This window comes from Catellatospora sp. IY07-71, from assembly GCF_018326265.1.
Classification (GTDB): Bacteria; Actinomycetota; Actinomycetes; order Mycobacteriales; family Micromonosporaceae; genus Catellatospora.
In genome coordinates, this window is record NZ_AP023360.1 from 3,200,659 (window position 1) to 3,215,836 (window position 15,178).

10 protein-coding genes and 1 pseudogene are annotated in these 15,178 nt (G+C 70.6%); 7 read left to right on the forward strand and 4 right to left on the reverse strand.

The window, feature by feature from the left end:
- Positions 1–253: 253 nt before the first annotated feature.
- Positions 254–1,879 (reverse strand): glycoside hydrolase family 43 protein, encoded by a 1,626-nt coding sequence (locus CS0771_RS14645; RefSeq protein ID WP_212841478.1) that lies wholly within the window; start codon positions 1,877–1,879, stop codon positions 254–256.
- A 253-nt stretch (positions 1,880–2,132) separates the two neighbouring features.
- On the opposite strand from CS0771_RS14645, the gene CS0771_RS14650 reads away from it, so the two are divergent.
- The 6 genes and pseudogenes from CS0771_RS14650 to CS0771_RS14675 all read left to right on the forward strand — a co-directional run bounded on the left by CS0771_RS14650 (position 2,133) and on the right by CS0771_RS14675 (position 9,466).
- On the forward strand, positions 2,133–3,425 hold the full coding sequence (locus CS0771_RS14650; RefSeq protein ID WP_212841479.1) for an extracellular solute-binding protein: 1,293 nt from the start codon (positions 2,133–2,135) through the stop codon (positions 3,423–3,425).
- A gap of 58 nt (positions 3,426–3,483) precedes the next feature.
- The gene (locus CS0771_RS14655; protein WP_212841480.1) at positions 3,484–4,485 is read left to right on the forward strand and encodes a carbohydrate ABC transporter permease; all 1,002 of its coding nucleotides are present in this window, start codon (positions 3,484–3,486) and stop codon (positions 4,483–4,485) included.
- Entirely contained in the window at positions 4,482–5,324 is an 843-nt protein-coding gene (locus tag CS0771_RS14660) for a carbohydrate ABC transporter permease (RefSeq protein WP_212841481.1), read from the forward strand. The genes CS0771_RS14655 and CS0771_RS14660 overlap by 4 nt, the downstream gene beginning before the upstream one ends.
- Positions 5,325–5,412: 88 nt before the next feature.
- Positions 5,413–6,455: pseudogene (locus CS0771_RS14665) on the forward strand (LacI family DNA-binding transcriptional regulator).
- Positions 6,456–6,548: 93 nt separating this feature from the next.
- Positions 6,549–7,568 carry a LacI family DNA-binding transcriptional regulator gene (locus CS0771_RS14670; RefSeq protein WP_212841482.1) on the forward strand — a complete coding sequence of 340 codons (1,020 nt, stop codon included), beginning with the start codon at positions 6,549–6,551 and terminating at the stop codon, positions 7,566–7,568.
- Positions 7,569–7,765: 197 nt separating this feature from the next.
- Entirely contained in the window at positions 7,766–9,466 is a 1,701-nt protein-coding gene (locus tag CS0771_RS14675; RefSeq protein ID WP_244870792.1) for an endo-1,4-beta-xylanase, read from the forward strand.
- 168 nt (positions 9,467–9,634) lie between these two features.
- On the opposite strand, the gene CS0771_RS14680 is transcribed toward CS0771_RS14675, so the two are convergent.
- Both CS0771_RS14680 and CS0771_RS14685 read right to left on the reverse strand, forming a co-directional pair.
- Complete coding sequence (locus CS0771_RS14680; RefSeq protein ID WP_212841484.1) at positions 9,635–10,222, reverse strand: TMEM165/GDT1 family protein; 588 nt, start codon at positions 10,220–10,222, stop codon at positions 9,635–9,637.
- A gap of 325 nt (positions 10,223–10,547) precedes the next feature.
- Positions 10,548–11,636 (reverse strand): winged helix DNA-binding domain-containing protein, encoded by a 1,089-nt coding sequence (locus CS0771_RS14685; RefSeq protein ID WP_212841485.1) that lies wholly within the window; start codon positions 11,634–11,636, stop codon positions 10,548–10,550.
- A 129-nt stretch (positions 11,637–11,765) separates the two neighbouring features.
- Between CS0771_RS14685 and CS0771_RS14690 the strand changes: the two genes are divergently transcribed.
- Positions 11,766–12,209, forward strand: coding sequence for a hypothetical protein (locus CS0771_RS14690; protein WP_212841486.1), 444 nt, complete (start codon positions 11,766–11,768; stop codon positions 12,207–12,209).
- A gap of 74 nt (positions 12,210–12,283) precedes the next feature.
- On the opposite strand, the gene CS0771_RS14695 is transcribed toward CS0771_RS14690, so the two are convergent.
- Positions 12,284–14,740 (reverse strand): transglycosylase domain-containing protein, encoded by a 2,457-nt coding sequence (locus tag CS0771_RS14695; protein ID WP_244870793.1) that lies wholly within the window; start codon positions 14,738–14,740, stop codon positions 12,284–12,286.
- Positions 14,741–15,178 lie beyond the last annotated feature (438 nt).

Here is a 15,178-nt window from a genome sequence, read left to right on the forward strand (position 1 = left end):
CGTTCCTTCCGTGAGGACGGTCGACGGGGTGTCGACGGAGGTGCACGGGGGATTGCGTGGTGCGTGAGCGTCGCGGACCGCGCGGGCTCGAAAAGGGCGGTGCGGTCCGATCGGGAGCGACGCCGAGAGTTCCGGAATCTGTTCCGTAACTTGGCCGGAACGTTACGGCCGCCGGTGCGGGTCGTCAACCGGAAGAACTTCCGGAAATAGCAGTCCGGTGCCGTGACGCGCCCACGTCACGGCACCGGAAGTTTCAGTGTTCCAGGTAGGTGGCGTGGTCGAAGTCGGCGTACACGCCGTCGTTGCCGAGGTCCTGCACCCACAGGCCGAGGAACGCGCCGGTGAAGCCCCACGCGGCCGGCTCGCCGTCGATGATCAGCGCCGCGTGCTCGTCGGACAGGATCGTCGCGTCCAGCTCGACCGGCAGCTCCCGCCAGCCTTCGCCCAGGTCGTAGGCGAAGCGCACCACCGGCCCGTCGTACACCGCGCGCAGCCCGACCCGCCCGGCCGTGCTCGCGTCCACGGTGAGCTCCGGGTACACCGTGCGCCGGCCGCTGTCGGAGCTGAGCAGCTCCAGCACCGCCCGGCCGTCGTCGGCTCGGGTCAGGTAAAGGTAGTACCAGTTCAGGGTGTTGTAGTACGCGGTGATCCCGGCCAGGTGGCGGTGGTCGCGCGGATCGAACTCCACGGCCGTCTCCAGCGAGCACCGCTCGGCGCCTACCCGCCGCGCGACCAGGCTCGGGGTCTGCTTGCCGACCGGCGACTGCCCGCCGCGCACCCGCAGGTGCGAGGGGCGCGAGCGCAGGTCGATCCAGTCCGGTGTGGCGGGACGGCGCAGGGTGGACCAGCAGACGGACAGGTCCGGGCCGTCGAAGTGGTCGGTGGCGGGCTCGTCGGGCCACGGGTGGGCGGGCAGGTCGGGCGCCTGGTACTCGTCGGCGGGAATGCCGCCGGGGATGCTCGGCCAGCCGCCGTCGGGCCAGTCCACGCGCTGGATCGCGGTCTCCCGGCCCAGCACGCAGTTGCCACGGGGGCTGTACGGGCGGGCGACCAGGTGCGCCAGGTACCACTCGCCGCCCTGGGTCTGCACCAGGCTGCCGTGCCCGGCCTTCTGCAACCGCAGGTCGGGACGGTCCACCGAGGTCAGCAGCGGCCCGGCCGGGTCCACCTCGTACGGCCCCAGCAGGTTGCGCGACCGCGCCACCGTGACCTGGTGCTCCCAGCTGGTGCCGCCCTCGGCGGTGACCAGCCAGTACCAGCCGTCGCGCCGGTACAGGTGCGGGCCCTCGGTCAAACCCGCCGCGGTCCCCCGGAAGATGATCTGCGCGTTGCCGACGAGCTGCCGCTTCTCCCGGTCGTAGCGCTGGATCTCGATGCCGCCGAAGCGGTCCCGTCCCGGCCGCCAGTCCGCGCTCATCGACAGCAGCCAGGTGGTGCCGTCCTCGTCGTGGAACAGGGCGGCGTCGAAGCCGTGCGAGTGCAGCGGCACCGGGTCCGACCAGGGTCCGCTGATGTCCGGCGCCGTGGTGAGGAAGTTCTGGGGGTCCCAGTAGCCGCTGGCGAAGCTGGCGACGTCGCTGTAGACGAGGTGGAACAGGCCGTCGTGCCAGGTGAGGTCGGGGGCCCAGACGCCGTTGGAGTCGCCGCAGCCGCGCAGGTCGAGCAGGCGGCGTTCGGTGACGATGCCGCCGAGGGGCTGCCAGTGGACGAGGTCGCGGGAGTGGTGGACGCGTACGCCGGGGTACCACTCGAAGGTCGAGGTGGCCAGGTAGTAGTCGTCGCCGACGCGCAGGATCGAGGGGTCCGGGTGGAACCCGGGCAGGACCGGGTTGCGGATCGACCGGGCGGCCGTGGCCACGTGAGCGGTCTCGGTCGACATGGGGGCTCCTTCTGGTCTGTTTTCCGGCGAAGTTCCGGAAGCCTTCGGCCGGAACTTTCAGAAATCCCGCTCACCGTAACGGTTCAAGTCGAGATGCGACAGCCCCTTGACCGTGCAGTAGCCCACGTCGTAACGTGCCCGCCATCACTTGAAAATACCGGCACCGTTCCGAAAGTTTCGGAGCCGTATTTCCGCACCTCCCGCCGACCCGATCGGCATCCGAGTACCTGGTAAGTCCTCGAAGGGATGGCACATGACAGCGTTTCTCTCCCGCCGTACGCTGCTCGGCCTGGCCGGGGCCGGCGCGGGCGCGTACCTGCTGAGCGCCTGCGGCAGCGACGAGCCGGCCGACCCGAACGCGCCGCAGACGATCAACTGGTGGCACATCCAGAACACCGAGCCGATGCTGCCGGTCTGGGCGGCGATCGCCAAGGAGTACGAGTCGGCGCACACGAACGTGAAGGTCGTGATCCAGCCGCTGGAGAACGAGGCGTTCAAGGCGAAGCTGACCACGGCGACGCAGGCGGGCTCGCCGCCGGACCTGTTCCAGTCGTGGGGCGGTGGCGTGCTCAAGCAGCAGGTCGACGCGGGTCTGGTCAAGGACATCACGGCTGACGTGCAGCCGTGGATCGGTTCGCTGCTGCCGGCGTCGGTGCAGCCGTTCACGATCGACGGGAAGATCTACGGTGTTCCGTTCGACGTGGGCATGGTCGGGTTCTGGTACAACAAGGACCTGTTCGCCAAGGCCGGGATCACCGCGCCGCCCACCACCTGGGCTGAGCTGCTGACCACGGTAAGCAAGATCAAGGCCGCGGGCATCGTGCCGATCGCGCTGGCCGGCAAGGACAAGTGGCCGGGCCACTTCTACTGGGCCTACCTCGCCATGCGCATCGGTGGCCTCGGCGCGCTGCAGCAGGCCGCGGAGACCAAGAACTTCGACACCCCGGACTTCGTCGCGGCCGGTCAGCGGCTCAAGGAGCTGGTGGATCTGCAGCCGTTCCAGAAGGGCTTCCTCGGCGCGGAGTACGGCTCGCCGGACGGGCAGGCCGCGACCATGGGCAACGGCGGCGCGGCGATGGAGCTGATGGGCCAGTGGGCCCCGTCGGTCCAGGCCTCCTCCTCCACCAGCAAGAAGGGCCTGGGCGACAAGCTCGCGTTCTTCCCGTTCCCGTCGGTCGACGGCGGCAAGGGCACGGTGGCGGAGGCGTTCGGCGGCGGCAACGGGTTCGTGGTGGGCAAGAACGCGCCCGCCGCGACGACGGACTTCCTGAAGACGCTGCTGGACGTGGCCAACCAGCGCAAGTCGGCGGAGACGGGTGCGGTGCTGCCGACGGTGAAGGACGCCGCGGACGCGATCAAGGACCCGAACAGCAAGACGGTGGCGTCGAGCCTGGCCGCGGCGACGGGCTTCCAGCTGTACCTGGACCAGGCGTACCCGCCGGCGGTGGGTCAGCAGGTCAACGACAGCGTGGCCGAGCTGATCGCCGGGTCGAAGAAGGCCGAGGACATCGTCAAGGACATCACCACGGTGGCGAAGAGCCAGTAGCCATGCGTCCTGACCAAGAACCCGCAGCCGTGGACGAGCACCGAGTGGAGCAGGCCCGATGAGCCCATCGACGACGACCGACCTGCGACGCGACGACGCGGCGACCGAGCTCTTGGCGGCAGCCCCGGCGGCCACGCACCCGCGTGGCCGCCGGGCCCGGCCCCGCTCCGGCCGCCTGGGCACCATCGTGGTCTTCCTGGCCCCGGCGCTGGTGCTGTTCCTGCTGCTGGTGATCGCGCCGATCCTGGTCGCGGGCTACGCCAGCACGTTCAAGTGGAACGGCTTCGGCCTGCCCGAGAACTACGTGGGGCTGGACAACTTCACCCGCGCCTTCCAGGACCCGACCTTCCTCGGCGACCTGTGGCGGTCCCTCGTGCTCATCACCCTGTCGCTGGTGATCCAGCTGCCGGTGTCGCTGGGCCTGGCGATGCTGCTCAACCAGCCGCTCAAGGGCCGCAGCGTGTACCGGCTGATCTTCTTCGCCCCGTACGTGCTCTCCGAGGTCACCACCGCGGTCCTGTTCACCCTGGTGCTCTCGCCCAACCGGGGCCTGGGCGACACGCTGTCGAAGTGGCTGGGCGCCGACGCCGGAGCCGTCTTCGCCGATCCGGACACCGTTCTGATCGCCCTGTTCCTGGTGATCTCGTGGAAGTACTTCGGCTTCCACATGATCCTCTACCTGGCGGGGCGGCAGGGCATTCCGCGTGAGCTGACCGAGGCGGCCACGACCGACGGGGCGAGTGCGTGGCAGGTGTTCCGGCACGTCACGCTGCCGCTGCTCGGGCCCACGATCCGGATCAGCGTGTTCCTGTCGGTCATCGGCAGCATCCAGCTGTTCGACATGGTCTGGGTGCTCACCGGCGGCGGCCCGATCCACGCCTCGGAGACCATGGCCGTGACCATGTACCAGTTCGGCTTCCGCCGCTTCGAGGTCGGCTACGCCAGCGCCATCAGCATCATCATGTTCCTGCTCAGCCTGATCTTCGCGCTGTTCTACCAGCGATACGTGCTGCGCCGCGACACCGAGGGCGCGATCACCACGAGGGGAGTCCAGCGATGACCGTCAACCGCGAGAACCCGGTGGTGCGGGTGCGCCGTACCGTGCTGCACCTGGTGTCGATCGCGATCGGCGCGCTGATCGTGGTGCCCGTCGGGTTCGGGGTGCTGGGCGGGTTCAAGGACAACGGCCAGCTGTCCACCAACCCGCTCGGCTGGCCCGACCCGTGGGTGCCGGAGAACTACACCGGCATCGTCACCTCGGAGGTGTTCTGGCGGCAGCTCGGCAACAGCACCCTGATCGCGCTGGCGACGGTGCTGGTGGTGGTCGGGGCGTCGGCGATGGCGTCGTTCATCTTCGCGCGGTTCGCGTTCCGGGGGCGGGAGGCGCTGTTCACGCTGTTCGCGGTCGGGCTGATGTTCCCGTTCGCGGTGGCGATCCTGCCGCTGTTCATCCTGCTGCGCGGCATGGGCCTGCTGGACAACCCGCTCGGCGTCATCCTGCCGCAGGCCGCGTTCGGGCTGCCCACGACGATCATCATCCTGCGGCAGTTCTTCCGGACCATCCCGGCCGAGGTCGAGGAGGCGGCGACACTCGACGGGTGCACGCCGTTCGGGTTCTTCTGGCGCATCCTGCTGCCCATGGCCAAGCCCGCGCTGGCGACCGTGTCGGTGCTGGCGATCGTGGCCAGCTGGAACAACTTCATGCTCCCGCTGGTCGTGTTCACCGACCAGAGCTGGTGGACCCTGCCCGTCGGGGTCCAGGCCTTCCAGGGCCAGTACGCCGACGACACCGCCCGCGTACTGGCCTACGTCGTACTGTCCATGATCCCCGCGCTCGGCTTCTACGCCATAGCCGAACGGCAGCTCGTCGGCGGTCTCGCCGGCAGCGTCAAAGGCTGAACTCCCGCCGGGGGGCGGGGGAGAACCGGCACGGCAGCCCGCCGAACGGGCTGCTGTGCCGGGGATCCGCCCACCGTAGGCTCGGGCGATGACGAAAGGGCGAACCGTGGCCTCCGAGGACAACCGGAAAGTGACCATCGCGGCGATCGCGCGCCTGGCCGGGGTGTCGGTGCCCACCGTCTCGCGCGTCATCAACGGCCGCTCCGACGTGTCGCCGCAGACCCGCGAACGCGTCGAGGAGCTGCTCACCCGGCACGGCTACCGCCGCCGCCCGCCGAGCATGCGGGCCAGCTCCGGCCTGCTCGACCTCGTCTTCAACGACCTGGACAGCCCGTGGGCCGTCGAGATCATCCGGGGCGTCGAGGACGTCGCGCACGCGGCCGGCATCGGCACCGTGGTCTCGGCCATCCACCGCCGCACCTCGGCGGCCAAGCAGTGGCTGGACAACATGCGCAGCCGCTCTACCGAGGGCGTCATCTTCGTGACGTCCACCCTGGAGCCGCCGCTGCAGGCCGAGCTGCGCCGCCTCAACATCCCCGTCGTCATCGTGGACCCCGCCGGGGTGCCGCCGCAGGAGGCGCCCACCATCGGGGCGACAAACTGGGCGGGCAGCCTGCGGGCCACCGAGTACCTGATCGGCCTGGGTCACCGGCGGATCGGGTTCATCGCCGGGCCGCCGCAGCTGATGTGCAGCCGGGCCCGCGTCGACGGGTATCGGGCCGCGCTGGAGGCGGCCGGGATCGCCGTCGACGACAAGCTGATCTACCCGGGCAACTTCTACCACGAGGCCGGGTTCGCGGGGGCACCCAGCTGCTCCAGCTGCCCGAGCCGCCCACCGCGATCTTCGCGTCCAGTGATCAGATGGCGCTGGGCGTCTACGAGGCGGTGCGCCAGCGCGGCCTGCGCGTGCCGGACGACGTCAGCGTGATGGGGTTCGACGACCTGCCCGAGGTGCGCTGGTGCTCGCCGCCGCTGACCACGGTCCGGCAGCCGCTGGCCGAGATGGGGCTGCTCGCCGCGCGTACCGTGCTGCGGCTGGCCCAGGGCGAGAGGATCGAGAGCCCGCGCGTCGAGCTGGCCACCGAGCTCATCGTCCGCGACAGCGCCGCGTCACCGCGGCGCGAGCCGTAACCCCTACCGGTAGGCGTACGAAACTTTCATCACTAGGCTGTGGGTCAGGCCGCCGGAACACCCTCCGGCGGCTCGTCGCGCAAGGAGTCGCCTGTGGCCGAGAACAAGCCGCCCAAGGTCACCATCGCCGCGATCGCGGACCTCGCCGGGGTGTCCGTGCCGACCGTGTCCCGGGTCGTCAACGGACGCTCCGATGTGGCTCTGTCCACCCGGGAGCGGGTGGAGGAGCTGCTCACGCGCCACGGCTACCGCCGCCGCGCCAGTGCCGGGCGGGCCGGGTCCGGCCTGCTGGACCTGGTCTTCAACGACCTGGACAGCCCGTGGGCCGTCGAGATCATCCGGGGCGTCGAGGACGTCGCGCACGCCGCCGGCATCGGCACCGTGGTCTCCGCGATCCACCGCCGCACCGCCTCGGCCAAGCAGTGGCTGGACGGCGTACGCTCCCGCGCCACCGAGGGCGTCATCTTCGTGACCTCCATGGTCGAGCCGCCGCTGCAGGCCGAGCTGCGCCGCCTCAACATCCCGGTCGTGCTGGTCGACGCCGACGGCATCCCGCAGCAGGACGCGCCCACCATCGGCGCCACCAACTGGGCGGGCGGCCTGACCGCCACGGAGTACCTGATCCGCCTCGGCCACCGCCGCATCGGCCTGATCACCGGCCTGCCGCAGCTGATGTGCAGCCGGGCCCGGATGGACGGCTACCGGGCCGCGCTGGAGGCGGCCGGGCTGCCCGTCGACGACGCCCTCATCCACCAGGGCGACTTCTACCACGAGTCCGGGTATGCGGGCGGCACCCGGCTGCTGCGCCTGCCCGACCCGCCGACGGCGATCTTCGCCTCCTGCGACCAGATGGCACTCGGCGTCTACGAGGCGGTGCGCCAGGCGGGCCTGCGCGTGGGCGCGGACGTCAGCGTGGTCGGCTTCGACGACCTGCCCGAGGTGCGCTGGTCGTCCCCGCCGCTGACCACCGTCCGCCAGCCGCTGGCCGAGATGGGCATGCTCGCCGCGCGCACCGTGCTGCGGCTGGCCCGGGGCGAGCACGTGGAGAGCCTGCGCGTGGAGCTGGCCACCGAGCTGGTGGTGCGGGACAGCGCGCAGCCGCCGCGGGCATAGGAATACTCCGATATTTTTCCGGAAGTTCTTGACTCCCACTCCGGTTCAGACCCAGGATGGTGATCGCTTCCATCGATGTGTCGACGGCCGCCGGAGCGCCCGCCCGATGCGCGAGCCACCCTGCCCGGACGGCTGCGCAGCCATGCCCTCGGCGGGCGGTCCGGCGGCTCACCGCCACCCTCCGTAAAGGAGAGACCGTGACGCCTCCACGCGTCCGTATCCGTGATACCCGGCGCCGCCTGGCGTCGCTCGCCGCGCTGACGCTGGTGTCCGCGCTCGCCGTCCCGGCGCTGTCGGCCGCGCCCGCGGCCGCCGCCACCCCGCTGCGCACCCTGGCCGCAGCCAAGGGCAAGTTCATCGGCTTCGCCGCCGCCACCAACCCGCTGGCCAACGAGGCCGCCTACCGGACCATCGCGCAGACCGAGTTCAACCAGGTCACCGCCGAGAACGCGATGAAGTGGGAGTCGACCGAGCCGTCGGACAACAGCTGGACCTTCAGCGGCGCCGACCAGATCGTCGACTTCGCGGTCGCGAACAGCCAGCAGGTGCACGGCCACACGCTGATCTGGCACCAGCAGACGCCCGGCTGGGTGCAGGGCCTGGGCGCCACGGCGATGCGCACCGCGATCCAGGACCACATCGCGACCCTGGTCGGCCGCTACGCCGACAACGCGGCGCTCGTGTCGTGGGACGTGGTCAACGAGGTGTTCAACGAGGACGGCACCTTCCGGACCAGTTTCTGGTACAACACTCTCGGCCAGAGCTACATCGCCGACGCGTTCCGCTGGGCCCGCGCCGCCGACCCGAACGCGAAGCTCTGCATCAACGACTACAACGTCGAGGGCGTCAACGCGAAGAGCACCGCGATGTACAACCTGGTCCAGTCGCTGCGCGCGCAGAACGTGCCGGTCGACTGCGTCGGCTTCCAGTCCCACCTGGCCACGCAGTACGGCTTCCCGAGCGACATGCGGCAGAACCTGGAGCGCTTCGCGGCGCTGGGGGTCGAGGTCCGCATCACCGAGCTGGACATCCGGATCCAGACGCCGCGCACCTCGGCCAAGGACGCCACCCAGGCGCAGTACTACACCAACGCGGTGAACGCCTGCCTCGCCGTCCCGGCGTGCTCGGGCATCACCATCTGGGGCTTCACCGACAAGTACTCGTGGGTGCCGGACACCTTCCCCAGCGAGGGCGCCGCGCTCATCTACGACGAGAACTACCAGGCCAAGCCCGCGTACACGGCGGTGAACACCGCGTTCGGCGGCACGCCCACGACCGACACCCAGGCCCCGACGACGCCGGGCACACCGGTCGCCTCCGGGATCACGTCCAGCAGCGTGAACCTGTCCTGGACCGCCTCGACCGACAACGTCGGCGTCACCGGATACGACATCCTGCGCGCCCCGGGCACCTCGGGCGGCACGTTCACGCAGGTCGGCACGTCGACGACGGCCTCGTTCAGCAACACCGGGCTGAGCGCGAACACGGCATACCGCTACCAGGTCCGGGCGCGTGACGCCGCGGGCAACGTGTCGGCGGTGTCCAGCGCGGTCACCGTCACCACCACGACCGGCGGCGGCACCGGGGGCGGCTGCGGGGCCACCGCGACCGTGCAGACGCAGTGGCAGACCGGCTACGTGATCGAGCCGGTGCGGGTCACCAACAGCGGCACCTCGGCGATCAGCGGCTGGACCGTCACCTTCACCCTCCCGGCCGGGCACACTGTCACCGGCAGCTGGAACGCGACGCTGACTACCAGCGGCCAGACCGTGACCGCCCGCAACGCCGCGTACAACGGCAGCCTGGGCGCGGGCGCGAGCACCACGTTCGGCTTCCAGGTCAGCCGGCCCAACGGCGACACCGCCACGGCGAGCGGCTTCACCTGCGCCACGCCGTGACCTGACGCGTACGGTTCTCCCTTCACCGTACGACCAGGTGGGCCGCCGCCGCCCGGACGGCGGCCCACCTGCACGCCCGCGTGCCCCGGCTCGCAGTTTCGGGGAAACTGCACGTCCGGACGCCGGGATTCGTGCAGTTTCCCCGAAACAGCAAGCGGGCCATGCCGGTCAGGCGACCCGGGTCCAGCCCTCGACGATGAGCCAGGCGCCGAAGAGGAGGAAGAGGGCGGCGGCGCCGTAGCGGATGGCGCGTTCCGGCAGGCTCCGGCCGAGCCAGCGGCCGACCAGGATGGCCAGGGCGTCGGCGGCGACCATGCCGACCGTCGAACCGATCCAGGTGCCGAACCAGCCGTGCTGGGTGGCCAGGGTGATGGTGGCCAGCATCGTCTTGTCGCCCAGCTCGGCCAGGAAGAACGCGCCGCCGACGGCCCACAGCGCGGACCGGCCGCCCCGCTGGGCCTTGGACTTCTCGTCCTCGGTGAGGCTGTCGCCGCGCAGCGTCCAGGCCGCGAAACCGAGGAACGCCACCCCGGCGGCCAGGCTGATCCAGCCGGTGGGCAGCGCGGCGCCGAGGCCGACGCCGACCCCGACCGACACCAGGTGCACCAGTGCGGTGGCGATGGTGATGCCCGCGAGCACCGTGCCGGCACGGTAGCGGGTGGCGAACGTCATCGCCATGAGCTGCGACTTGTCGCCCAGCTCGGCGACGAAGACGACGGCGAAACTGACCACCAGGGCGGCGGCGAAACCTTCCACGTGTGTCCTCCCGGGACTGTTCACCGGGCGGAAGGCGCATGCGACGACCTCGGCCCGGCATGACTGCCTGAGCCGAAGGTCTCGCTCACCCCGCAGAGCGGGGCCCGATGGCCGGGACCGCCGGAGCGGACCAGTATGTCGACCACCGAATTGGGAGCTACTCCCCTTCGCGTGGACGACCCTATCCCGGCACGGCCGTGCACCGCCGCCGCGAGTGGCGGCACTCACAGCCGGGGGACAGCGCCGCTCCGGGTGCGGGGCGACGCGGTGGTGCTCCTGTCGCCGGAGCCGGCAGGGTCCCGGCACGGTGCCGGCCGCACCCGGGTCAGGCGATCTCCACCCCGGCGAGGGTGGCGTCGCGATATGCGGCGAGCCGTTCGGCCTGCTCTGCGACCTGCTCGCGGACGGCGGCGGACAGCTGCCCCCACGGCTCGACCGCGACCGTCAGCTTGCGGCCTGACTTGCGTGGACGCCAGACGCCGACCGGCTCGCCGTCGGCCAGCACCGCGCCGGGGCGGCCCAGCACCGGCCACAGCTGCTTGGCGCGGGCCGCGTCGGGCACCAGCGTGGTCCGGTCCTTGGCCTGGAGGAACAGGTCGAACGGGGCGAGCAGCCGGACACCGGTCGCGGTGGCCGCCGACAGCGCGGGTTCGTCGGCGGCGAGCAGCCAGCGCTTCTCACCCTCGACCGTCACCTCGGCGGTGTCCTGCGGCCAGTGCGCCTGCACGTCCTTGACCGGCGCGTCGAGGTAGTCGGCGACATGCTTGGGCGTGGCCGGGCCGAGCAGCCGCAGGTACGCCCGGATCAGGTCGTGGCGCTCGCCGGGGGCGGCCGCCTTCCGGAAGCCGCCGCTGCGCCGCAGCACCGGGGGAGAGGTGCCGGGCGCCAGCTCCAGCCCGGCTCGCACGGCAGCCAGCCGGAACGGCATCTCGTACAGGTGCGTCGCGTTGCACGGACGGCAGAAGCGCAGGTACGGCTCCGGCAGCAGCTCGGCCAGGCGGCCGGACACCTCGCCCTTGACCGTGGGCTCGCGCACGATCTCGCGCATGCGGGCGGCGACCTCGTCGAGCGCGTCCAGGATCGGGATGCCGGCCGCCTTGAGCGGCTTTGCCGCGTCGTAGATGCGCCGGCCCGCGTCGGCCTCGGAGTACGGCGTCACGGCGGCGGCCACCCGGCCCAGGTCGGCCCGGCGGTAGAGGTGCGGCGCGCCGCGTACGGTCCACAGCAGCACCAGGTCGTCGCCTTCCTGGGCGGCGGGGTCGAGACCGCGCACCGCCAACGCCCAGCCGGCGCCGTCGGGCCCGGTGTCCTGCACCCCCAGGTCGAGGATCGCGGTGTCGCCGAGGGTGCCCGCCGCGCGGTCGAGCTGCTGGGCGTGGACGCGGAAGCTCAGCACCTGACGCCGATCGATCATGACTCCAGCCTAGCCACGCCCGCCGACAGGCCGCCCGCTCGCGGTGCCGCCGTTTACCGCGCCGGGGGAGCGGGTATCTGCGGCCCGTTGACATCCATCGACCGCTGTCTGCGGGCAGGAGGCGAAACGATGATTCTGGTGGGACTGCTGCTGGTGCTCGGCCTGTCAGGGCTCGCTCTGGCGGCTTTCATGAACAACGATGGGCTCTACACCGCTCCGGCGGGCACGGTGGAGCTGTTCGGATACAGCGTCGAGGCGACGGTGGGCCAGGTGTTCCTCACCGGGGCCGTGGCCGGGGCGTTCGTGCTGATCGGCCTGTCCATGATGTTCGGCGGGGCCGGCCGGCGGGCGCGGCGCCGCATGGCGGCCCGCCGCGAGCTTGCCGAGCAGCGCGCCGAGATGCGTGACCTGCAGCGCAAGCACGACACCATGGAGTCCGAGCTGGCCGCCAAGCGGGCCCGGGAGACCGGCGCCGCCGACGCGCAGGCCGTGATGGACGCCAAGGCCGCCGCGAAGGCCCGCGAGGCCGAGCGCGCCCGCGAGGACGCCGACGCCGGGGCCGCCACGCGCTGACCCGCCGGCGACTCTTAAAAAGTCGCGCCCTCAGACAGGCTCTGAGGGCGCGACTTTTCAGAGGTTGCGGCAGGTCACGGGAGGATCATGCCGCGGCGGGGCGGCGGCGGGATCGCCGGGCCGCCGGGGCCGCCCGGGCCGCCCGGGCCGCCCGGGCCGGGTGGGGTGGTGGGCTTGACCTTGCTGCCGTTGCTGACCTCGATGGTGACCATGCCGCCGCGGATGGTGCGGCCCTCGGGCGACGTCCCCGCCGCGGTGCCCTTCGGGCAGTCCGAGTCGATCGGCTTGGTGGCGACGTCCACCTCGAAGCCGCGGCTGCGCAGGATCGAGCGGGCCTCGGCCACCGGCTTGCACTTCACGACCGGGATGCTGATCAGGGACCCGGTGACCAGCTTGTTGCTGCTGGGTTTGCTGAACTGGAGGTTCGGCTTGCCCTTCATGGCGTCGCGCATCGCGTACTGCACCGCCGGGTTGACCACCCGGTGCGACATCTTGTGCGTGCTCACCTGGGCCCAGTCCGGGTCGGTCTGGAAGCCGGAGATGGCCAGCTGCTTGGTGGTGATGGTCAGCGTCACCGACTTCGAGTCGTCGGTGGTGCCGGTCTTGCCCGCGATGTGCTTCTTGATGATGTCCTTGGAGTCGCGGGCGGTGGTGCCGCTGCAGCGGCCGTAGAGCGAGCGGTCGCCGATCGGGCAGCGGGCCGCGTCGATCGCCGCGCGGGCCACGTCCACCTGGATGTTCTGCTTGCAGCGCTTGTCGCCGACGTCGAGCTTCTCGCCCTTGTTGTTCAGGATCTTCTCGATCGGGGTCGGCTCGCAGTAGAGGCCGTCGGCCGCCAGCGTCGCGAACGCGTTCGCGATCTGCAGCGGGGTGTGGTCGGAGGCGCCGAGCGTGAACGGGCCCCAGCCTTCGGCGTGCGCGGCGAAGTACGCGTCGTCGATCTTCTCCTTGGGGTTGTCGTAGAAGCTCAGGCCCAGCCGCTTGGCGGTGTCGATGACGCGCTCGCCGCCCACCATCTCGAACAGCGGCACGAAGAAGGTGTTCACCGAGTTGCCGAACCCGGTCCACATGTTCTGGGTGCCCCAGTTCTTGTTGCCCGAGTTGTTGGGGCACCAGTAGCCGCCGCAGTTCGGGTCGCCCGAGATCCGGATCTTCGAGACGTACGGCGCCTTGGTGGGGATCGGCGTGGCCAGCGGGTAGCCCTTCTCCAGGGCCGCGACCAGCGTGAAGATCTTCATGACCGAGCCGGCCTGGTAGCCGCCGATGTCGGGGCCGCCGCTCAGCAGCGGGTTGGTGGTGTTGGGGTAGCTGCCGCGGATGCCGCGCTTGGCCAGCGCCGGGTTGGAGTGCTTGCCGTTGGCCGGTGCGGTGCGGCTGTCCAGCTTGAAGTTGCGGTTGGTGGCCAGGCCGCGCACCTTGCCGGTGCCGGGCTCGACGCCGGCCAGCATGACCGCGTCGGACTTCCACTTCCACTTCTTGCCGGGCAGGTCCGGGTTGTTGGTCAGGGCCCGGGTGATGCTCTTGTCCATGGCGGCCTGGGTGGTGACGTCCAGCGAGGTGATGATGCGGAAGCCGCCGGACTTCAGGGCGCGCTCGCGGTCGAACACGGTCGCGCCGAACACCTCCTGCTGGTTCCACCAGCGCTGGAAGAAGTCGCAGAAGAAGCCCCAGCGGATGTTGGTGGTCTGCACGCAGCCGTTCGGGGTGACCTTGCCGACGACCTTGAGCGGTTCCGCCTTGTGCTTGTCCGCCTCGGCCTGGGTCAGCGCGCCGGTCTCCACCATCTCCTGCAGCACGTAGTCGCGCCGCTCGACGGCGCCCTTCTCGCCGTCGCCGCTGACGACGTCGTACTTGCCGGGGAACTTGACCAGCGCGGACAGGAACGCGGCCTCGGCGGCGGTGAGGTCCTTGGGCTCCTTGTCGAAGTACACCTTGGCGGCGGCGTAGATGCCGTAAGCACGGTTGCCGAAGTAGGCGGTGTTCAGGTAGCCCTCGAGGATCTGGTCCTTGCTCATGCGCTGCTCGATGGCCATGGCGTAGCGCATCTCGCGCACCTTGCGCCTGGTGGTGTCCTCGGTGGCGTCCACGACCTCCTGCGCCGTGTCCGCCGAGTACGAGATCGACAGGCGCACGAACTGCATGGTCAGCGTCGAGGCGCCCTGCTCCACGGTGCCGGCCTGCTTGTTGGCGATGAAGGCGCGGGCGATGCCCAGCGCGTCGACGCCGTTGTGCTCGTAGAACTTCTGGTCCTCGGCGGCCAGCACGGCCTGCTTCACGACCTCCGGGATCTCCGACAGCGGCATGTCGCGGCGGTTCTCGTCGTACATCGTGGCGAGCGGCGTCTTGCCGTCGGACGCGTACAGGTAGCTGATCTGGGGGGAGCGCTTGACGGTCAGCTCGTCGGGGAGCTGGCCGAACGCCTCACCGCCGGCCTTGGCGGCCAGGCCGGACAGCGCCACGGCGGGGAAGGCGAACGCGGCGATCACCACGCCGGTGAGGAACCCGCAGGTCAGCAGGGACACCAAGTTCACGAATATGTTGTGGTCCCGCTTGCGCATCGGGTCACCGCCTCGTATCTGATGGGCAGGATCAGGCCTCGCATGGCGCACAGCCCAGGACACGGGCGGCGGGCGAGTGCACACGCGCGCGCCGCCAGCATTCCGGGCATCCGTTTGATGTGCAAGACGCACAACACACCACGGCTGGTTGCGCTAAGTGATCACGAGTTGCGGGCGGGTGTCACACGCACCCTCCGATCGGCCGGGTGCCCGCCATACCAATGGAGACCGAAGTGTTGACGCACCGGTAGCACGTCGGTAACGTTGCTCCCAACGTAGTGCAAGATTTCGACAAAGCGATGTTTGGTTTTGTCTGCCGCTTGTGCAAGTTCCCCAGCAGGGCCGCTCACCTGCCGGTGCTCATCCCGGTGGCCGCCTGTGCCCTCGCGACCCCCGGTCGATCCGCCCCCG